This window comes from Sulfitobacter geojensis, assembly GCF_000622325.1.
In the GTDB taxonomy this organism is placed as follows: domain Bacteria; phylum Pseudomonadota; class Alphaproteobacteria; order Rhodobacterales; family Rhodobacteraceae; genus Sulfitobacter; species Sulfitobacter geojensis.
This window is the reverse complement of record NZ_JASE01000005.1, coordinates 3525912-3543254: the sequence shown is the minus strand read 5'-3', so window position 1 is coordinate 3543254 and position 17343 is coordinate 3525912. Positions and strand designations below refer to the sequence as shown.

General features: G+C 56.5%; 27 protein-coding genes. 24 read left to right on the top strand and 3 right to left on the bottom strand.

The window, feature by feature from the left end; genetic code table 11:
* Nucleotides 1–5: 5 nt before the first annotated feature.
* Complete coding sequence (gene rplP / locus Z947_RS0119370) at nt 6–419, top strand: 50S ribosomal protein L16 (RefSeq protein ID WP_025045935.1); 414 nt, start codon at nt 6–8, stop codon at nt 417–419.
* Nucleotides 420–565: 146 nt separating this feature from the next.
* On the opposite strand, the gene Z947_RS0119365 is transcribed toward rplP, so the two are convergent.
* From Z947_RS0119365 to Z947_RS0119355, 3 genes are read right to left on the bottom strand one after another with little or no spacing between them, the layout of a single operon-like run.
* The gene (locus Z947_RS0119365; RefSeq protein WP_025045934.1) at nt 566–1156 is read right to left on the bottom strand and encodes a hemerythrin domain-containing protein; all 591 of its coding nucleotides are present in this window, start codon (nt 1154–1156) and stop codon (nt 566–568) included.
* The gene (locus Z947_RS0119360; protein ID WP_025045933.1) at nt 1153–1776 is read right to left on the bottom strand and encodes a TIGR02466 family protein; all 624 of its coding nucleotides are present in this window, start codon (nt 1774–1776) and stop codon (nt 1153–1155) included. Before Z947_RS0119360 ends, Z947_RS0119365 begins: the two co-directional genes overlap by 4 nt.
* A gap of 3 nt (nt 1777–1779) precedes the next feature.
* The gene (locus Z947_RS0119355; RefSeq protein ID WP_025045932.1) at nt 1780–2532 is read right to left on the bottom strand and encodes an SDR family NAD(P)-dependent oxidoreductase; all 753 of its coding nucleotides are present in this window, start codon (nt 2530–2532) and stop codon (nt 1780–1782) included.
* Nucleotides 2533–2765: 233 nt separating this feature from the next.
* Between Z947_RS0119355 and rpmC the strand changes: the two genes are divergently transcribed.
* From rpmC to Z947_RS0119240, 23 genes are all read left to right on the top strand, one after another.
* A complete protein-coding gene (gene rpmC / locus Z947_RS0119350) occupies nt 2766–2975 on the top strand; it encodes a 50S ribosomal protein L29 (protein WP_025045931.1) in 210 nt (69 codons plus the stop codon).
* Between the two features lie 3 nt (nt 2976–2978).
* Nucleotides 2979–3209 carry a 30S ribosomal protein S17 gene (rpsQ, locus tag Z947_RS0119345; protein WP_025045930.1) on the top strand — a complete coding sequence of 77 codons (231 nt, stop codon included), beginning with the start codon at nt 2979–2981 and terminating at the stop codon, nt 3207–3209.
* Between the two features lie 76 nt (nt 3210–3285).
* Nucleotides 3286–3654, top strand: coding sequence for a 50S ribosomal protein L14 (gene rplN / locus Z947_RS0119340; protein ID WP_025045929.1), 369 nt, complete (start codon nt 3286–3288; stop codon nt 3652–3654).
* Nucleotides 3654–3965 (top strand): 50S ribosomal protein L24, encoded by a 312-nt coding sequence (gene rplX, locus Z947_RS0119335; RefSeq protein ID WP_025045928.1) that lies wholly within the window; start codon nt 3654–3656, stop codon nt 3963–3965. Before rplN ends, rplX begins: the two co-directional genes overlap by 1 nt.
* The gene (gene rplE / locus Z947_RS0119330) at nt 3958–4521 is read left to right on the top strand and encodes a 50S ribosomal protein L5 (RefSeq protein ID WP_025045927.1); all 564 of its coding nucleotides are present in this window, start codon (nt 3958–3960) and stop codon (nt 4519–4521) included. The genes rplX and rplE overlap by 8 nt, the downstream gene beginning before the upstream one ends.
* A gap of 19 nt (nt 4522–4540) precedes the next feature.
* On the top strand, nt 4541–4846 hold the full coding sequence (gene rpsN, locus Z947_RS0119325; protein ID WP_025045926.1) for a 30S ribosomal protein S14: 306 nt from the start codon (nt 4541–4543) through the stop codon (nt 4844–4846).
* A 12-nt stretch (nt 4847–4858) separates the two neighbouring features.
* A complete protein-coding gene (rpsH, locus tag Z947_RS0119320; RefSeq protein ID WP_037939032.1) occupies nt 4859–5251 on the top strand; it encodes a 30S ribosomal protein S8 in 393 nt (130 codons plus the stop codon).
* 10 nt (nt 5252–5261) lie between these two features.
* Nucleotides 5262–5795 carry a 50S ribosomal protein L6 gene (gene rplF / locus Z947_RS0119315; RefSeq protein ID WP_025045924.1) on the top strand — a complete coding sequence of 178 codons (534 nt, stop codon included), beginning with the start codon at nt 5262–5264 and terminating at the stop codon, nt 5793–5795.
* Between the two features lie 11 nt (nt 5796–5806).
* On the top strand, nt 5807–6166 hold the full coding sequence (rplR, locus tag Z947_RS0119310; RefSeq protein ID WP_025045923.1) for a 50S ribosomal protein L18: 360 nt from the start codon (nt 5807–5809) through the stop codon (nt 6164–6166).
* Between the two features lie 167 nt (nt 6167–6333).
* Entirely contained in the window at nt 6334–6924 is a 591-nt protein-coding gene (rpsE, locus tag Z947_RS0119305) for a 30S ribosomal protein S5 (protein WP_025045922.1), read from the top strand.
* A gap of 3 nt (nt 6925–6927) precedes the next feature.
* A complete protein-coding gene (rpmD, locus tag Z947_RS0119300) occupies nt 6928–7116 on the top strand; it encodes a 50S ribosomal protein L30 (RefSeq protein ID WP_025045921.1) in 189 nt (62 codons plus the stop codon).
* A 539-nt stretch (nt 7117–7655) separates the two neighbouring features.
* On the top strand, nt 7656–8138 hold the full coding sequence (rplO, locus tag Z947_RS0119295; RefSeq protein ID WP_025045920.1) for a 50S ribosomal protein L15: 483 nt from the start codon (nt 7656–7658) through the stop codon (nt 8136–8138).
* A 122-nt stretch (nt 8139–8260) separates the two neighbouring features.
* Entirely contained in the window at nt 8261–9625 is a 1365-nt protein-coding gene (secY, locus tag Z947_RS0119290) for a preprotein translocase subunit SecY (RefSeq protein ID WP_025045919.1), read from the top strand.
* Nucleotides 9622–10200, top strand: a complete 579-nt coding sequence (locus Z947_RS0119285; RefSeq protein WP_025045918.1) for an adenylate kinase — start codon at nt 9622–9624, stop codon at nt 10198–10200. Before secY ends, Z947_RS0119285 begins: the two co-directional genes overlap by 4 nt.
* A gap of 264 nt (nt 10201–10464) precedes the next feature.
* Complete coding sequence (rpsM, locus tag Z947_RS0119280; RefSeq protein ID WP_025045917.1) at nt 10465–10833, top strand: 30S ribosomal protein S13; 369 nt, start codon at nt 10465–10467, stop codon at nt 10831–10833.
* A gap of 14 nt (nt 10834–10847) precedes the next feature.
* Nucleotides 10848–11237 carry a 30S ribosomal protein S11 gene (rpsK, locus tag Z947_RS0119275; protein ID WP_025045916.1) on the top strand — a complete coding sequence of 130 codons (390 nt, stop codon included), beginning with the start codon at nt 10848–10850 and terminating at the stop codon, nt 11235–11237.
* 114 nt (nt 11238–11351) lie between these two features.
* The gene (locus Z947_RS0119270; protein ID WP_025045915.1) at nt 11352–12368 is read left to right on the top strand and encodes a DNA-directed RNA polymerase subunit alpha; all 1017 of its coding nucleotides are present in this window, start codon (nt 11352–11354) and stop codon (nt 12366–12368) included.
* A gap of 127 nt (nt 12369–12495) precedes the next feature.
* Nucleotides 12496–12912, top strand: a complete 417-nt coding sequence (rplQ, locus tag Z947_RS0119265; protein WP_025045914.1) for a 50S ribosomal protein L17 — start codon at nt 12496–12498, stop codon at nt 12910–12912.
* 133 nt (nt 12913–13045) lie between these two features.
* Complete coding sequence (locus tag Z947_RS0119260) at nt 13046–14359, top strand: replication-associated recombination protein A (RefSeq protein WP_025045913.1); 1314 nt, start codon at nt 13046–13048, stop codon at nt 14357–14359.
* A 48-nt stretch (nt 14360–14407) separates the two neighbouring features.
* Nucleotides 14408–14788, top strand: coding sequence for a fluoride efflux transporter CrcB (gene crcB, locus Z947_RS0119255; protein WP_025045912.1), 381 nt, complete (start codon nt 14408–14410; stop codon nt 14786–14788).
* On the top strand, nt 14785–15831 hold the full coding sequence (locus tag Z947_RS0119250; protein WP_025045911.1) for an RluA family pseudouridine synthase: 1047 nt from the start codon (nt 14785–14787) through the stop codon (nt 15829–15831). Before crcB ends, Z947_RS0119250 begins: the two co-directional genes overlap by 4 nt.
* Nucleotides 15828–16511: an HAD-IA family hydrolase gene (locus Z947_RS0119245; RefSeq protein WP_025045910.1), complete on the top strand. Its 684-nt coding sequence runs from the start codon at nt 15828–15830 to the stop codon at nt 16509–16511. Before Z947_RS0119250 ends, Z947_RS0119245 begins: the two co-directional genes overlap by 4 nt.
* Complete coding sequence (locus tag Z947_RS0119240; RefSeq protein ID WP_025045909.1) at nt 16508–17221, top strand: ATP12 family chaperone protein; 714 nt, start codon at nt 16508–16510, stop codon at nt 17219–17221. Before Z947_RS0119245 ends, Z947_RS0119240 begins: the two co-directional genes overlap by 4 nt.
* Nucleotides 17222–17343: the final 122 nt, after the last annotated feature.

Sequence of the window (17343 nt, the reverse complement as noted above, 5' to 3'; positions counted from 1 at the left end):
GATAGATGCTACAGCCAAAACGGACGAAATTCCGCAAGCAGTTCAAAGGCTCGATCAAAGGTCTGGCGAAGGGTGGGTCTGACCTGAACTTCGGCACCTATGGTCTTAAGGCGATTGAACCTGAGCGGGTTACCGCACGTCAAATCGAAGCTGCACGTCGTGCCATGACGCGTCACATGAAGCGTCAAGGCCGTGTCTGGATCCGTATTTTTCCAGATGTGCCTGTTACCTCAAAGCCTGTCGAAGTTCGTATGGGTAAAGGTAAAGGTTCCGTGGACTTTTGGGCATGTAAGGTCAAACCAGGCCGCGTCATGTTCGAAATCGACGGCGTGAACGACGATATCGCACGCGAAGCCCTGCGTCTGGCAGCGATGAAGCTGCCGATCAAGACACGGGTCGTGGTACGCGAAGACTGGTAAAACCGTCGACCCCGCTTTGGCGGGGTCTGGCGCGCCGGAGGCAGGGTATTCCCTTAGGAATGCCCGTTGCGACACCGGTGAGATAAAGAGCCCCCGCTGAGTGATCAGCGGGGGCTTTTTCTATTGTCGCTTAACTAAAGGCCTATTCAGATGTTCACACCAAAGACGCCTAACGCTTCTTCCAGCGTGGTCTCTTCGTAGTGAAAATGGGACCGCACGACAGAGAGAAGCCTGTCAAAGATCTCGGTCGCAAGTTCGAAGTTTTCTGTGCTTGGCGTAGCTGAAAGGGTGTCCGCCGCCGCAGCCAAACGTTCGAGGATCTCGTGAACCACAAGATGTTCGGCTTGCAGCCTGTCGACAATCGCCTTGATCTGCGGTGTTCCGCGCGCGTGTAGCGGGGGAAAGATAGATTGCTCTTCAATGTCGTGGTGCATTTTGAGAACGCCACATTCCTGACCACAGATCGTTCCAACGGCCCGCAAGTTCTGGGCCATATCCGTATCAAGTACGATGTGCGCAAGCTCGGCAGGCGGAGCATCGCCCGCTTTCACGCGTTGCAGCACCTCTGCGATACGCGCGAGGTCACCAAGGTAGTGGCGGTGGATTGCTGCCAGATGAAGTCCGGCGCGGCGGGCACCGGGTTGAACGGTGCCCAAATCAGGCTTGCCAGGGCGGACGCCCGTTTCGACAGAAAGTTCTGCCAGAGGCGTGTGTCGCAGATCGCTGTCGCCGCTCAACTTCCCCACCCATAATTAAACGATACGGATACCCGATCTTCCTCAACCATGTTCATCGGCACCTCATGGCGCAGCCAGCTTTCCCAAAGCAGGACGTCACCCACCTCGGGTGCCACATAGATGAACTGCCGCAAATCCTCTGGCGCATCCTTCACCCGCCCCGGCGAGGCCATCATCATCGCCAGACGCGGGTCTTCGAATTTGATGGCGCTCGCCCCTTCGGGCATGGTCACATAGGTCGTGCCAGAGATCACGGAATGCGGGTGGATGTGTGCGGTGTGGATGCCGCCCTCGGGCAGGATGTTGATCCACAGGCTGTCGAGTTTCAGCTTACGCGCGCCAAGATCAAAGGCCAGATCCTTGGCGAAGGCTTTGACGTGTTTATCCAGCACCTTTTTCAGGTCTTTGAAAATTGGAAACCGGTAGGGCAGGTCGTCCAAAGACGCATAAGAAGTATAGCCGGCATAACCGTTTTCCTCGCACCAGTCTTGCCCCGCTTCATCGTCATTCGCGATGGCGATGCAGGAATCCTCCAGTTCATCGGGATTGATCGGTCGGCCGCGTTCAGACAACTGCGCGTGATAGAGGCGGGTGGCGAAGAGGGATTTGATGTTGCTCATGGTTTAGCTCCGTAATGCGGGAAGGCCGACGCCGGTGCTGTCAAACCCGCCATCTGCTGCGATGACCTGGCCCGTGACATAGCTGGCTTTGTCGGAACAAAGAAAGGTGATGACTTCGGCAATCTCGCGTTCCGATCCGTAGCGGTTCAGCGGGATCGCGTCGTGATAGGCGTCGATGATATCTTGCGTATGAACGGCCATCGCCAGCTTGGTGCGCACGGGGCCGGGGCAGACGCAATTGGCGCGGATGCCGTATTCGCCCAGCTCAGCGGCCTGTTGTTTGGTCAGCTGAATCACCGCGGCCTTGGACGTGCCATAAGCGACCCGCAGCGTTGAGGCGCGCAGGCCGGAAATAGAGGCGATGTTAACAAGCGCCCCTTTGGTTTCTTTCAGGGCCGGGATCGCGGCCTGTGAGACAAGGAAAACACCATCTAGGTTGGTGTCCATTACCCGCCGCCAGCGTGCGAAATCGGTTTCCTCAATCGGACCGAAATCCGCGACACCTGCGTTATTGACCACTGCGTCAATGCGGCCAAAGCTGGCGTGAACGGCATCGATCATCGCGTCCACATCGTCGGGCTGTGACACGTCATGCACAAACGGGCTGGCCCCATTGATGCCTTTGGACGCAAGCGAAAGTTCGTCCGCGTCACGGTCGATCATGGCGACACGCCAGCCGTCCTCGATCAGCAATTTGGTGGTGGCAAGGCCGATGCCGCGTGCGGCACCCGTGACAAGGGCGACTTTTTCAGACATAGGATGACTCCGCGCTGCGTGATGTTGGGGCATGTTTACCCCAGTGATCAAGCAGTGACGAGGCAGAGTTTGCACGAAACCGGTGCGGCACATGCCACTGCCACAAGACTCCTGTGGTAAAGGGGTTGCGCCCTATCCTGATCCCTCCTATACGGCGCACTTCGGAACAGACTCCACCAGAATCGGGGTGACGCATGTGCGGCCTGCTGGTGATGTTGAAAAGGAGATGGCACATGATTGCCAAAGAACTGCATGACAAGACGCCGGACCAGCTCCGCGACGAGCTTGTGAACCTGAAAAAAGAAGCTTTTAACCTGCGTTTCCAGCAAGCCACTGGCCAGCTGGAAAACCCTGCGCGTCTGCGCACGGTCAAGCGTGACGTGGCGCGTGTCCACACTGTGTTGAACCAAAAAGCTGCCGCAGCAGCAACCGAAGGAGCCTAACGAATGCCCAAGCGTATCCTGACAGGCACCGTAACATCGGATGCCAACGCCCAGACAGTTACCGTTTCCGTAGAGCGCCGCTTTACCCATCCGGTTCTGAAGAAGACCATCCGTAAGTCCAAAAAGTACCGGGCCCACGATGAGAACAACACATTCAAGGTCGGCGATTCTGTCCGCATCATTGAATGTCCACCACGTTCCAAAACCAAGCGTTGGGAAGTTTTGACTGCGTAAGCGGACAGGACCAACAACTTAATCGAAACCTCGGGGATAACGCACGCATCGCGCCCCAAAGGTCGGGAGAAACCAAATGATCCAGATGCAGACCAACCTGGATGTAGCTGACAACAGCGGCGCTCGCCGTGTTCAGTGCATCAAGGTCCTGGGTGGTTCCAAGCGTAAATACGCATCCGTCGGCGACATTATTGTCGTGTCGGTCAAGGAAGCCATCCCTCGCGGTCGTGTGAAAAAGGGCGACGTCCGTAAGGCCGTCGTTGTTCGCACCGCCAAAGAAGTACGTCGCGACGATGGCACAGCCATCCGTTTTGACCGCAATGCTGCAGTCATCCTGAACAACAACAACGAGCCCGTAGGTACACGTATCTTTGGACCGGTTGTTCGCGAACTGCGCGGCAAGAACTTCATGAAAATCATCTCGCTTGCGCCGGAGGTGCTGTAATGGCTGCTAAACTTCGCAAAGGTGACAAGGTCATCGTGTTGGCTGGCAAGGACAAAGGCAAGACGGGCGATATCACGTCTGTTGATCCAAAGTCCGGCAAGGCTGTTGTGGAAGGGATCAACATCTCTATCCGCGCCACGCGCCAGTCTCAGGAAAATCAGGGCGGTCGCATCCCCAAGGCGATGCCAATCGACCTGTCCAACCTCGCACTTGTTGATGCCAATGGCAAAGCAACACGCGTTGGTTTCAAAATCGAAGGCGACAAGAAAGTGCGCTTTGCCAAAACCACGGGAGATGTGATCGATGCTTGATAACGCAGAATACACACCCCGCCTTCTGTCCGTCTACCGCGATGAAATCCGCGCCAAGATGAAAGAAGAATTCGGCTATAAAAACGACATGATGATCCCGCGCCTTGATAAAGTCGTGTTGAACATCGGTTGTGGCGCAGCCGCCGTGCGTGACAGCAAGAAAGCCAAATCCGCGCAGGAAGACCTGACGCTGATCGCCGGCCAGAAAGCTATGACGACAATCGCCAAAAAGTCGATCGCGGGTTTCCGCGTACGTGAAGAAATGCCAATGGGCGCGAAAGTGACCCTGCGCGGCGCACGTATGTATGAATTCATGGATCGTCTGATCACGATTGCAATGCCTCGTATCCGCGACTTCCGCGGCATCAACGGCAAATCCTTTGACGGTCGTGGCAACTATGCCATGGGTCTCAAAGAGCACCTCGTGTTCCCGGAAATCGATTTTGATAAAATCGACGAAAACTGGGGTATGGACATCGTCATCGCCACAACGGCGAAAACCGACGCAGAAGCAAAAGCATTGTTGACAGCGTTCAACATGCCGTTCGCTCAGTAAGCGCGGGAAGGATCTAGATATGGCTAAGAAATCCATGATCGCACGCGAGAAAAAGCGTGAAGCACTGGTCAAGAAGTACGCCGCAAAGCGTGCCGAATTGAAAGCAATCGTAAGCGACCAAGAAAAGCCGATGGAAGAGCGTTTCCGCGCCTCCCTGAAGCTGGCGAAACTGCCGCGCAACTCTTCTGCTGTGCGTCTGCACAACCGTTGCCAGCTGACCGGCCGTCCGCACGCTTATTATCGTAAACTGAAAATCTCGCGTATCGCGCTGCGTGATCTCGGCTCTTCCGGCCAGATCCCCGGCATGGTCAAGTCGAGCTGGTAAGGAGCGCACATTATGAACGATCCTATCGCAGACATGCTGACACGCATCCGCAACAGCCAGATGCGCGGCAAATCCACAGTCATGACACCAGCTTCAAAGCTGCGCGTCTGGGTGTTGGACGTGCTCGCGGACGAAGGTTACATCCGCGGCTATGAGACGATGACAGGCGCCGACGGCCACCCTGCCATTGAGATCAGCTTGAAGTACTACGAGGGCGAACCTGTTATTCGCGAGTTGAAGCGGGTCTCCAAGCCCGGTCGCCGCGTCTATATGGGCTCGAATGACATTCCACAGGTCCGTCAGGGTCTGGGTGTGTCGATTGTCTCCACCTCCAAAGGTGTGATGTCGGACGCAAATGCACGCAGCCAGAATATCGGCGGCGAAGTGCTCTGCACCGTATTCTAAGGAGCGCAAGATGTCTCGTATTGGTAAAAAAGCGGTTGATTTGCCAAGTGGTGTTACCGCCACTGTGTCCGGTCAGTCCATCGAAGTAAAAGGCCCCAAGGGTGTCCGTACTTTCAAAGCAACAGATGATGTTGATCTGAAAGTCGAAGACAACGCGGTTTCCGTGATCCCACGTGGCAAGTCCAAGCGCGCACGCCAGCAGTGGGGCATGAGCCGCACAATGGTTGCGAACCTGGTCACAGGCGTTACCGAAGGTTTCAAGAAAGAGCTTGAAATCCAAGGTGTTGGTTATCGTGCCGCGATGACTGGCAACACGCTGAAACTGAACCTCGGCCTGTCGCATGACGTCGATTACACGCCACCTGAGGGTGTCACCGTAACCGCGCCAAAGCAGACCGAAATCGTTGTGGAAGGCATTGACGAACAGCTTGTTGGTCAAGTCGCTGCGAACATCCGCGCATGGCGCAAGCCCGAGCCCTATAAGGGCAAAGGCATCCGCTATAAGGGTGAATTCGTCTTCCGCAAAGAAGGCAAGAAGAAGTAAGGAACGCACAGATGGCAAACAGCAAAAGACAACTGTTCATCAAACGCCGCATGCGCGTTCGGAACAAACTTCGCCGCGCGAACCGGGGCCGTATGCGCCTGTCCGTGCACCGTTCAAACAAGAACATCATGGTTCAGTTGATCGACGACGTGAATGGCGTAACAGTCGCCTCCGCATCGACGCTCGAAAAAGACCTTGGTTTTGTTGGCAAGAACAACCTCGAAGCGGCCACCAAAGTGGGCACGGTTATTGCCGAGCGCGCCAAGAAAGCCGGTGTTGAGGAAGCATATTTTGACCGTGGCGGTTTTCTGTTCCACGGCAAGGTAAAAGCACTTGCAGAAGCGGCCCGCGAAGGCGGTCTCAAGATTTAATGGTGGCGGCGGGGGAAACCCCGCCCCGCATTTCATCCGTAGGGCGGGGTTGATCCCGCCAACCTGACAAAGCGAAGAGGGCCACGCCGGCCCTCTCGATGATCCGGGGGTCAAGGCCCACCAGGATTGAACCAATAGGGCACACGCCCGCAAGCAAGGAGGCCACAATGGCCAGAGACGACAACCGTGGAGGCAACCGCCGCAATAACCGCGACGAGACCCCAGAATTCCAGGATCGCCTTGTCGCGATCAACCGTGTGTCCAAAACTGTTAAAGGCGGTAAGCGCTTTGGTTTTGCAGCACTCGTCGTAGTTGGTGACCAGAAAGGTCGCGTGGGTTTCGGCAAAGGTAAAGCCAAAGAGGTGCCTGAGGCGATCCGCAAGGCCACCGAGCAGGCCAAGCGCCAGATGATCCGCGTTCAGCTGCGCGAAGGCCGCACGCTGCACCACGATATGGAAGGCCGTCACGGCGCCGGTAAAGTGGTTATGCGCACAGCACCAGAAGGTACCGGTATCATCGCCGGTGGTCCAATGCGTGCCGTATTCGAAATGCTGGGTGTGAAGGACGTTGTGTCCAAATCCATCGGTTCGCAAAACCCGTACAACATGATCCGCGCCACCATGGACGGTCTGCGCAAGGAATCTTCCCCGCGCTCCGTTGCACAGCGTCGTGGCAAAAAGGTTGCTGACATCCTGCCAAAGACCACCGATGCGCCCCGCGTAGACGGTGAGCAAGCCCCCGTTGTAGAAGGAGCCTAAGTCATGGCGAAAACGATTGTCATCAAGCAGATCGGTTCCCCGATCCGTCGCCCCGCAAAGCAAAAGGCCACACTCGTTGGTCTGGGCCTGAACAAGATGCACCGTACGCGCGAGCTGGAAGACACACCTTCCGTGCGCGGCATGATCAACAAGATCAGCCACATGGTCGAGATTGTCGAAGAAAAAGGCTAACGTATCGGCGGGGATAACCCCGCCCTACAGACAGCCTTAAGGCGGGGTTGATCCCGCCTTGGATAGAGCGCCTCGCAGGAAACTGCGGGGCGTTTTCGTTTGCCTACAGTTGGTGGACAATATCCATATTCGACAGAGGGTTAGGAAAGGTTAATACTTCGTTAAGATGATCAACGAAGGAATTTTAAATGCGTTTTCTTATTCTAACTACGGCTGTATTTGCCGCGTCCTCGACCCCAAATTTGCTGAGTGCCGATCAGGCTATACATAGAATTGTCCAATTAAACCCAATTGAACGACCATCTCACAGTGGGGGGTGCAGAAAGTCGTCTCCAGCCGGCCAATGTTGTCATGCGGGGTCAAAGCCTCTCCATTGCCACTAATTATGGGATTTGAGTTGGTATAGTTTCAGACTTGATGCGCTGGGGGCTTGCGTTTATACGCCCCCGGTGGCCCCGATTCCGGCCACCATATTTGAAACGCCGCGTCTGCCCACTTCCCGTCGCTGGGGGGCATTTCCGGCAAAAGGAGAAGCGACAATGTTTAAGTTGAATGAACTTTCTGACAACCCGGGTGCAACCAAGAAGCGCAAGCGCGTTGGCCGTGGTCCGGGTTCCGGCACCGGTAAAATGGGTGGCCGTGGTATCAAAGGTCAAAAATCCCGTTCGGGTGTGGCAATCAATGGCTACGAAGGTGGCCAGATGCCCCTGTTCCAGCGCTTGCCAAAGCGCGGCTTTAACAAGCCGAACCGCAAATCCTACGCTGTTGTGAACCTTGGTCTGATCCAGAAGTTCGTAGACGCCAAAAAGCTTGACGTGAAAAAGCCAATTGATGCGGCCGCGCTGATCGCATCCGGTCTGGTGCGTCGCGAGCTGGACGGCATTCGTTTGCTGGCCAAAGGCGAAACCACTGCCAAGCTGGACCTGCACGTCGCAGGCGCGTCCAAATCCGCCATCGAAGCGGTGGAAAAAGCAGGCGGCAAAGTAACCCTGACTGCAAAAGCTGAAGCAGCGGCAGAGTAAGACGGCCTTAAGGCTTGTGAGCGGGCCGTGTCCCGCTTACATACTCACCTAAGTTTTCCCAAACGCCGCCCGCTGGAAAACAGCCGGGCGGCGTTTGCATAACCACGAAAAGAGATCGCAAAATGGTATCAGCCGTCGAGAACATGGCCGCCAACACCAGCTGGGCTGCGTTGGGCAAGGCCACGGACCTTCGAAACCGCATCCTGTTCACGTTGGGCTTGTTGATTGTCTATCGCTTGGGCACGTTCATTCCCGTTCCGGGCATCGACGGTGGCGCATTGCGTGACTTTATGGATCAGGCCGGTCAGGGCATCGGCGGGATGGTCAGCATGTTTACCGGCGGCGCGCTGGGGCGGATGGGTATCTTTGCGCTTGGTATCATGCCGTATATTTCGGCTTCGATCATCGTGCAGCTGCTGGGATCGATGTACGGCCCTTGGGAGCAGCTGAAGAAAGAAGGCGAGCAGGGGCGCAAGAAGCTGAACCAGTACACGCGCTATGGTACGGTAACGCTGGCGATTTTGCAGTCTTACGGTTTGGCCGTATCATTGGAAGCCGGCGATATTGCCGCTGATCCGGGTCTGTATTTCCGCATTGCCTGTATGATTACATTGGTGGGCGGCACCATGTTCCTGATGTGGCTGGGTGAACAGATCACCGCACGCGGCATCGGCAACGGTATTTCGTTGATCATTTTCGTCGGTATCATCGCCGAGGTGCCTGCCGCGATAGCGCAGTTCTTTGCCTCAGGCCGTTCCGGCGCGATCAGCCCCGCGGTGATTGTGGGCGTGTTGGTCATGGTGGTTTTGACGATCATGTTTGTGGTGTTTATGGAACGCGCCCTGCGCAAGATCCACATTCAGTACCCGCGCCGTCAGGTTGGCATGAAAATGTATGACGGCGGATCGTCGCACCTGCCGGTCAAGGTTAACCCCGCAGGCGTTATTCCCGCGATCTTTGCCTCCTCCCTGTTGTTGTTGCCGATCACGATCAGCACCTTTTCGGGGAATTCGACGGGGCCGATCATGTCGGTTCTGTTGGCGAACTTCGGCCCCGGTCAGCCGCTATATCTTTTGTTCTTCATCGCGATGATCGTCTTTTTCACCTATTTCTATACGTTCAACGTCAGCTTTAAGCCGGACGAAGTCGCCGATAACCTTAAGAACCAGAACGGTTTTGTGCCGGGCATCCGTCCGGGTAAGAAGACGGCAGAGTATCTGGAATATGTGGTCAACCGCCTGCTGGTGCTTGGTTCGGGCTATCTGGCGCTGGTCTGTGTTTTCCCTGAAATCCTGCGCGGTCAATTTGCGATCCCGTTCTACTTTGGCGGTACGTCTGTGTTGATCGTCGTGTCGGTAACTATGGATACAATTCAACAGGTTCAGAGCCATCTATTGGCCCATCAGTATGAAGGTCTGCTTGAAAAATCCAACCTGCGCGGTAAAGGTAAAGGTCAACGCAAAAAACGGAGCCCGATACGTCGATGAATATTATCCTTCTTGGACCCCCAGGCGCGGGCAAAGGTACACAAGCGGGCCATCTGGTCGAAACGCGCGATATGGTCCAGCTGAGTACCGGTGACATGTTGCGTGAGGCCAAGACCTCGGGGACCGAGATGGGCAACATGGTTGCTGATGTAATGGCGCGCGGTGATCTGGTAACTGACGAGATCGTTATTGGGCTGATCCGTGAAAAGCTGTCTGGCGAGAACAAGGGTGGCTTTATCTTTGACGGTTTCCCGCGCACGCTGGAACAGGCGGATGCGTTGGATCAGCTGATGTCCGAAACCGGGCAAAGCATCGATCATGTGATCGAGCTGCGGGTGAATGACGAGGTTCTGGTGGATCGCATCGTTGGCCGCGCCGAGGATGCCCGCAAGGCCGGACAACTGGTACGCGCAGACGACAATGAAGAAAGCTTGAAAATCCGGCTGATGGCCTATTACAAGCAGACCTCGCCGTTGATCGGCTATTATTATGCCAAGGGCATGCTGAAACAAGTTGACGGTCTGGCTGAAATCAATGCGGTACAGACGTCTATCGCGGCCGTTCTTGACGCGTGAAAAGGGTGCCGGACTTTTGAACAGGTCCGGCCCGTTTCGTCCAAAGACACCAGCCCCGTCGCGGGTGTCTCGACCTCGGGTTGACGCCCCATCGAAAACCACTTAATCAGCGCTATCTCGCAAGAGAATCAATTTGCGGTTTGGGTCGCACCCACCCGCATGATCACCTGATCAGCTTTAGCCCGACGGCCGTAATCGCCTCGGGCTTATGTTGTGAAAAAAGGGTCTGGTACCACGGACCCGCAACGAAAAGGAATTGCACACGTGGCACGTATTGCCGGCGTAAACCTCCCGACTGCAAAGCGGGTTCCAATCGCCCTCACATATATCACCGGTATCGGTAACTCTTCCGCAGAAGCTATCTGCGAATCTGTTGGCATCGAGCGTTCGCGCCGTATCAACGAGTTGTCCGACGCTGAAATCCTGAAAATCCGCGAGCACATCGACGAAAACTACACCGTCGAAGGTGACCTGCGTCGCGATACGCAGATGAACATCAAGCGTCTGATGGATCTGGGTTGCTACCGTGGCCTGCGTCACCGTCGTAACCTGCCTGTCCGTGGACAGCGCACACACACCAACGCTCGCACGCGCAAAGGCCCTGCAAAGGCCATTGCCGGTAAGAAGAAATAAGGGAGACTGATTAGATGGCACGCGATGCACGCAAGACCAAGCGTAAGGTCTCCAAGAACATTGCCGCAGGGGTTGCACACGTAAACTCCAGCTTCAACAACACAAAAATCCTGATTTCCGACGTTCAGGGCAATGCAATCGCATGGTCCTCTGCCGGTACAATGGGTTTTAAAGGCTCTCGTAAGTCTACACCTTATGCCGCCCAAATGGCTGCAGAAGATGTAGGCCGCAAAGCACAAGAGCACGGCGTTAAGACGCTGGAAGTTGAAGTGCAGGGCCCCGGTTCCGGCCGTGAATCAGCGCTTCGTGCGTTGGCCGCAGCAGGTTTCAACATCACGTCAATTCGCGACGTGACACCGATGGCCCACAACGGCTGTCGCCCGCCGAAACGCCGCCGCGTTTAAGCGACACAAATCTACGGGGTCTGCGTGGCAACATGCAGGCCCCATACCGCTTTTTTGAAACCTCGAGCGTAACTGCCGATCGGACATGCGGCAGATACAAGGATGGAGGGACATATGATCCACAAAAATTGGGCTGAATTGATCAAACCCGCACAGCTGGACGTCAAGCCGGGCAATGACCCTGCGCGTCAGGCCACTGTGATGGCAGAACCGCTTGAGCGCGGCTTTGGTTTGACCATGGGCAACGCGCTGCGCCGCGTTTTGATGTCATCGTTGCAGGGTGCTGCGATCACATCCGTACAAATTGACAATGTTTTGCACGAGTTTTCATCGGTTGCCGGTGTACGTGAAGACGTGACCGACATTATTTTGAACCTCAAAGGTGTTTCGATCCGTATGGAAGTCGAAGGGCCAAAGCGTCTTTCGATTTCTGCGAAGGGTCCGGGCGTTGTGACTGCAGGCGATATTTCCGAGTCTGCGGGCATTGAGATTTTGAACCGTGACCACGTGATTTGCCACCTTGATGATGGTGCAGACGTGTACATGGAGCTGACCGTGAACACCGGTAAGGGCTATGTTTCTGCCGAGAAAAACAAGCCGGAAGATGCACCGATTGGTTTGATCCCGATTGATGCGATCTATTCACCGGTCAAAAAGGTTTCTTATGACGTGCAGCCGACCCGCGAAGGTCAGGTGCTGGATTATGACAAGCTGACGATGAAGGTTGAAACCGACGGTTCCATCACGCCGGATGACGCGGTGGCATTTGCCGCACGCATCCTGCAGGACCAGCTGGGCATCTTCGTGAACTTTGACGAGCCTGAATCAGCGTCCCGCGCGGATGAAGATGACGGTCTGGAATTCAACCCGCTTCTGCTGAAGAAAGTGGATGAGTTGGAATTGTCTGTACGTTCGGCAAACTGCCTGAAGAACGACAACATCGTTTACATCGGCGATCTGATCCAGAAGACCGAAGCCGAAATGCTGCGCACGCCGAACTTCGGCCGCAAGTCCTTGAACGAGATCAAGGAAGTGCTGTCGGGCATGGGTCTGCACCTTGGCATGGACGTTGAGGACTGGCCACCGGACAACATCGAAGATCTGGCGAAGAAGTTCGAAGACAACTTTTAAGAATTGTGCGGCGGGGTGAACCCCGCCCTACGACCCCGGCCGAAAGGCCCAAGGAGAATCGGTGACACGCATCGCCGGTCAGACAAAGTAAAACAGCCCGTAGAGGGCACATTTAGGAGACTACAACATGCGCCACGCACGTGGATACCGCCGCCTTAACCGCACACATGAGCACCGCAAGGCGCTTTGGTCGAACATGGCAGGCTCGCTCATCGAACATGAGCAAATCAAAACAACTTTGCCTAAAGCAAAAGAACTGAAGCCAATCATCGAAAAGATGATCACATTGGCAAAACGCGGTGACCTGCACGCGCGTCGTCAGGCCGCAAGCAAGCTGAAGCAAGACCAGTATGTTGCGAAACTGTTTGATATTCTTGGGCCACGCTACAAGGACCGTCAGGGTGGTTATGTGCGCGTTCTGAAGGCCGGCTTTCGGTATGGTGACATGGCCCCGATGGCGATCATCGAATTTGTGGACCGTGATCGCGACGCAAAAGGCGCTGGCGACAAGGCCCGCAATGCAGCGGAAGAAGCTGCAGAATAAGAATTTTCGCATTTTGCGAATGGGAAGCCCTGCCATTTGGCGGGGCTTTTTGTTTGTCGCGTCGGATTTGAGTTTATGGCCAAGATGAAGCGGGGGTGTTGCGCTGTCTAAACGGGCCGCGCATATGTTTGGTATGGCAGATTTATTTAATAGCGGCGCTGCGGTGCCGGATAGCGCCCCGCGCCCGTTGGCGGACCGGTTGCGCCCCAAGTCGATTGACGAGGTGATCGGACAGCAAAAGGTGCTGGGGCCGGATGCACCATTGACGGTGATGTTGGCGGCAGGGAGTTTGACGTCGCTGATATTCTGGGGCCCGCCCGGTGTTGGCAAGACCACGATTGCGCGGTTGCTGGCGGATGAAACCGATCTGCATTTTGTACAGATCAGCGCAATTTTCTCTGGCGTGCCGGAATTGCGCAAAGTGTTCGAAGCGGCAAAAATCAGGCGGCAGAACGGGCAGGGCACGCTGCTGTTCGTGGACGAAATACATCGTTTCAACAAGGCGCAACAGGATGGGTTCCTGCCACATATGGAGGACGGTACGATCCTGTTGGTGGGGGCCACGACCGAGAACCCCAGTTTTGAGTTGAACGCCGCTGTGATGAGCCGCGCGCAGGTTCTGGTTTTGGAACGCCTGTCATTGGCGGAGCTGGAATTGATGGCGCAGCGGGCGGAGCAGGAATTGGGCAGGGCGCTGCCATTGGATGGGCCGGCGCGCGAGGCGCTGTTGGAAATGGCCGATGGTGACGGACGCGCCTTGTTGAACCTGATCGAGCAGGTGGCCGCATGGAAGAGCGACCAGAAACTGGATACCACGGCACTTGGCCAGCGGTTGATGCGGCGGGCGGCGCAATACGACAAGGGCGGCGATTCGCATTACAATCTAATTTCGGCGCTACATAAATCTGTGCGCGGCTCGGACCCTGATGCGGCGCTGTACTGGTTCGCACGGATGCTGGAGGGCGGCGAAGACCCGCGTTTTCTGGCACGGCGGATCACCCGCATGGCGGTAGAAGATATCGGATTGGCGGACCCGCAGGCGCAAGCGGTCTGTTTGCAGTCCTGGGAAACCTATGAGCGTTTGGGATCGCCCGAGGGGGAATTGGCACTGGCGCAGGCGGTGACCTATCTGGCGCTCGCGCCCAAGTCGAACGCGACATATGTGGCCTATAAAGGCGCGCGCAAGGCGGCCAAACAAACCGGTTCGGAATTGCCGCCCAAGCATATCCTGAATGCGCCCACCAAGATGATGAAAGAACAGGGGTATGGCGCGGGCTATGCCTATGACCATGACGCCGAAGACGGGTTTTCGGGGCAGGATTATTTCCCCGAGACGATGAAACGACCAGTGCTTTATGCACCGGTCGAGCGCGGCTTTGAACGCGAGTTGAAAAAGCGTTTGGAGTATTTCACCAAGCTGCGGGCCAAGCGGGACGACCAGGCGTAAAACGCCACCCAGCTTGACAAATGCGCCACAAAGGCGGACAGACCGCCCATGTTTTCAACGATGCTTCTTGTTGCGTTTGGCGGTGCTCTTGGTGCCGCGCTCCGGTTTTTGTCGGGGGTGGCTGTGCTGCGCCTGACCGGACCTGCGGAGTTTCCGGTGGCGATCATCACGGTCAATGTGATCGGGTCGTTTCTGATGGGGGTCTTTGTAGTTGTCGCCGCGCATCGTGGTCTGACGCATCTTAGCCCGTTCGTCATGACGGGGATATTGGGTGGCTTTACGACTTTCTCGGCGTTTTCGCTTGAGACGGTCACGTTGATGGAGCGGGGCGCATTTGGCGCGGCCGCGATTTATGTAGCGCTGTCGGTGGGACTGTCCATCGCGGCGTTGATGGCGGGGCTGTGGCTCGCGCGAGGGGTATTGATATGAGCCGGGTTCAAATGCTTGTGGTTCAAGAAGGTGATGGCGATCAACGGTTGGACCGCTGGTTCAAACGGGAGTTTCCGTTGATTTCGCAAGGGCGCATCGAAAAGATGTGCCGCAAAGGTGACATCCGTGTAAATGGCGGGCGGGTCAAGGGATCGACCCGTATCGAAGTGGGGCAGGAAATTCGCATTCCGCCGCTGCCCGATGAAAAGGCCCCGCCGCCACCAAAACGCACGCGGGTAACGGATGCGGATGCCAAGATGATCCGCTCTTGTGTGATCTACCGCGATGATCACGTAATCGCGCTGAACAAGCCGCCGGGCTTGGCCGTGCAGGGTGGGTCGGGGCAGGCCGACCGGCATGTGGATGCCCTGTCCGAAGCGTTGATGTTTGACATGGAAGAAAAGCCGCGGCTGGTGCACCGGTTGGACCGCGATACATCCGGTGTCTTGCTGTTGGCACGTACGCGTATGGCGGCCAAAGCGCTGACCGCGGCAATGCGGCACCGCGAAACCCGCAAGATTTATTGGGCCATCGTCGCTGGCGTGCCGACACCCTATTTGGGCGAAATCAAATACGGTCTGGTCAAGGCAGGCGGCCACGGCAAAAGCGGCGAAGGTGAAAAGATGATCGCCGTCCATCCGCGTGACATCGACGATACACCGGGCGCGAAGCGGGCGCATACGCTTTATGCAACGCTGTACCGCGTCGGATCGCGGGCGTCTTGGGTGGCGCTTGAGCCGGTGACGGGGCGGACCCATCAGCTGCGCGCACACATGGCCGAGATCGGGCATCCCATCGTTGGCGATGGCAAATATGGCGGTTCCGGTCAGGAAAACATGGGCGACGGCTGGGGCGCGCAACTGGGCGGGATGATCAGCAAAAAGCTGCATCTGCATGCACGGTCGATGACGTTTATGCATCCGCACACACGCAAGGTGTTGACCGTCACGGCAGAGCTGCCGGATCACATCGCGCATTCCTTTGACACCTTCGGCTGGACCGAAGATCTGGCGTCGGATGATCCTTTCGAGAGCTTGCAATGAGCACGCCGCTGCGGTTGGTCATTTTTGATGTCGACGGCACGTTGGTCGATAGTCAAAGCGACATCGTTGCGGCGATGACGCTGGCCTATGCGGCGGTGGATGAACCGGTGCCGCCGCGTGCCGAGATACTGGGCGTTGTCGGTCTGTCGCTTGATGTGATCTTTCCACTGTTGATGCCGCAGATGTCCGCACAGGGCCACGCCAAAATGTGCGAGGCTTACAAAAACGCCTATATGGAAATGCGCGCGCAAGCAGGGGTAAAGCAGTCATCGCCGCTTTATCCCGGTGCCTTGGACGTCTTGCACGGTTTGCAGTCAGAACCGGACATCTTGTTGGGTGTCGCCACGGGCAAGTCCAAGCGCGGGCTTGATAAACTGATCGAAGGCCACGGGCTTGAGGGGCTGTTTGTGACCCAGCAGGTTGCTGATTTTCATCCCTCCAAACCGCATCCGTCGATGATTTTGCAAGCGATGTCAGATGCCGGCGTCGAGGCGCGCGATACTGTGATGATTGGGGATACCAGCTTTGACATGGATATGGCGGCAGCGGCGGGCGTGCGCGGTATTGGTGTGGGTTGGGGGTATCACGGGCGTGAACGGCTGAGCGCCGCGTCCGTCTTGATTGATGACTTCGCAGGGTTGCGCCCTGTGCTGAACGAGATGTGGAAGGTATCTGCATGAGTGACTGGAAAGCCAAACGGTTCTGGAAAGAAGCGACTGTCGAACAAGCCGAAGAGGGGTTTGAGGTCAGGCTTGATGGCCGTCCCGTCAAGACCCCCGCGAAACGCAGCCTGATTCTGCCGACACAGGCGATGGCGGCGGTGGTTGCCGCGGAATGGGACGCGCAGGAGGGGGAGATCAAGCCGCATTTGATGCCCGCGACCAAGACGGCCAATGCCGCCCTTGATAAGGTTGTGGGGCAACACGCCGAAGTTGCCGACATGCTGGCGGATTACGGCGATAGTGATCTGCTGTGTTATCGTGCGGACCGGCCGGCAGAGCTGGTTGCGCGGCAGGCCGCACTTTGGGATCCGATGCTGGAATGGGCGCAGCAGGCCTTTGGCGTGACGCTTGCGTTGCGCACAGGGGTGATGCACCAACCGCAAGACGCCGCCGTCCTAGCCGTGCTCAGGCAGCAAACACATGCGCTGTCCGCTTTTGAACTCGCTGCGTTCCATGATCTGGTCAGTCTTTCGGGGTCGTTGATCCTTGGATTTGCGGCAGCTCGGCAGGCGCGGGATGTGGAAGCGCTGTGGGATTTGTCGCGTCTGGATGAGATCTGGCAGGCGGAACAATGGGGCGTGGACGATGAAGCCGAAGAAATGGCCGCGATCAAAAAAGCAAGTTTCCTGCACGCAAACACCATGTTCACGCTTTGTCGCGCCGCGTGACAGGCGCAGTGCCTCCTGATCATACTTTACCTTGGGTAGAGGGCGGTTATTGCCTGATTTTCTGGCAGACTCCCTTGACGTTCAAACTGGAATCCGAGCACAGTACTGGCCACTGACCGGAG

Bases quoted from the DNA above. Each gene is read 5' to 3' on its own strand.
- Z947_RS0119260 (WP_025045913.1), top strand. From the start codon at position 13,046: ATGGCAGATTTATTTAATAGCGGCGCTGCGGTGCCGGATAGCGCCCCG.
- rpsQ (WP_025045930.1), top strand. From the start codon at position 2,979: ATGCCCAAGCGTATCCTGACAGGCACCGTAACATCGGATGCCAACGCC.
- rplN (WP_025045929.1), top strand. From the start codon at position 3,286: ATGATCCAGATGCAGACCAACCTGGATGTAGCTGACAACAGCGGCGCT.
- crcB (WP_025045912.1), top strand. From the start codon at position 14,408: ATGTTTTCAACGATGCTTCTTGTTGCGTTTGGCGGTGCTCTTGGTGCC.
- Z947_RS0119285 (WP_025045918.1), top strand. From the start codon at position 9,622: ATGAATATTATCCTTCTTGGACCCCCAGGCGCGGGCAAAGGTACACAA.
- Z947_RS0119245 (WP_025045910.1), top strand. From the start codon at position 15,828: ATGAGCACGCCGCTGCGGTTGGTCATTTTTGATGTCGACGGCACGTTG.
- secY (WP_025045919.1), top strand. From the start codon at position 8,261: ATGGTATCAGCCGTCGAGAACATGGCCGCCAACACCAGCTGGGCTGCG.
- rplO (WP_025045920.1), top strand. From the start codon at position 7,656: ATGTTTAAGTTGAATGAACTTTCTGACAACCCGGGTGCAACCAAGAAG.
- rpsE (WP_025045922.1), top strand. From the start codon at position 6,334: ATGGCCAGAGACGACAACCGTGGAGGCAACCGCCGCAATAACCGCGAC.
- rpmD (WP_025045921.1), top strand. From the start codon at position 6,928: ATGGCGAAAACGATTGTCATCAAGCAGATCGGTTCCCCGATCCGTCGC.
- rpsK (WP_025045916.1), top strand. From the start codon at position 10,848: ATGGCACGCGATGCACGCAAGACCAAGCGTAAGGTCTCCAAGAACATT.
- rpmC (WP_025045931.1), top strand. From the start codon at position 2,766: ATGATTGCCAAAGAACTGCATGACAAGACGCCGGACCAGCTCCGCGAC.
- Z947_RS0119360 (WP_025045933.1), bottom strand. From the start codon at position 1,776: ATGAGCAACATCAAATCCCTCTTCGCCACCCGCCTCTATCACGCGCAG.
- rplX (WP_025045928.1), top strand. From the start codon at position 3,654: ATGGCTGCTAAACTTCGCAAAGGTGACAAGGTCATCGTGTTGGCTGGC.
- rplE (WP_025045927.1), top strand. From the start codon at position 3,958: ATGCTTGATAACGCAGAATACACACCCCGCCTTCTGTCCGTCTACCGC.
- rplQ (WP_025045914.1), top strand. From the start codon at position 12,496: ATGCGCCACGCACGTGGATACCGCCGCCTTAACCGCACACATGAGCAC.
- rplR (WP_025045923.1), top strand. From the start codon at position 5,807: ATGGCAAACAGCAAAAGACAACTGTTCATCAAACGCCGCATGCGCGTT.
- Z947_RS0119250 (WP_025045911.1), top strand. From the start codon at position 14,785: ATGAGCCGGGTTCAAATGCTTGTGGTTCAAGAAGGTGATGGCGATCAA.
- rplP (WP_025045935.1), top strand. From the start codon at position 6: ATGCTACAGCCAAAACGGACGAAATTCCGCAAGCAGTTCAAAGGCTCG.
- rplF (WP_025045924.1), top strand. From the start codon at position 5,262: ATGTCTCGTATTGGTAAAAAAGCGGTTGATTTGCCAAGTGGTGTTACC.
- rpsN (WP_025045926.1), top strand. From the start codon at position 4,541: ATGGCTAAGAAATCCATGATCGCACGCGAGAAAAAGCGTGAAGCACTG.
- Z947_RS0119355 (WP_025045932.1), bottom strand. From the start codon at position 2,532: ATGTCTGAAAAAGTCGCCCTTGTCACGGGTGCCGCACGCGGCATCGGC.
- rpsH (WP_037939032.1), top strand. From the start codon at position 4,859: ATGAACGATCCTATCGCAGACATGCTGACACGCATCCGCAACAGCCAG.
- Z947_RS0119270 (WP_025045915.1), top strand. From the start codon at position 11,352: ATGATCCACAAAAATTGGGCTGAATTGATCAAACCCGCACAGCTGGAC.
- Z947_RS0119240 (WP_025045909.1), top strand. From the start codon at position 16,508: ATGAGTGACTGGAAAGCCAAACGGTTCTGGAAAGAAGCGACTGTCGAA.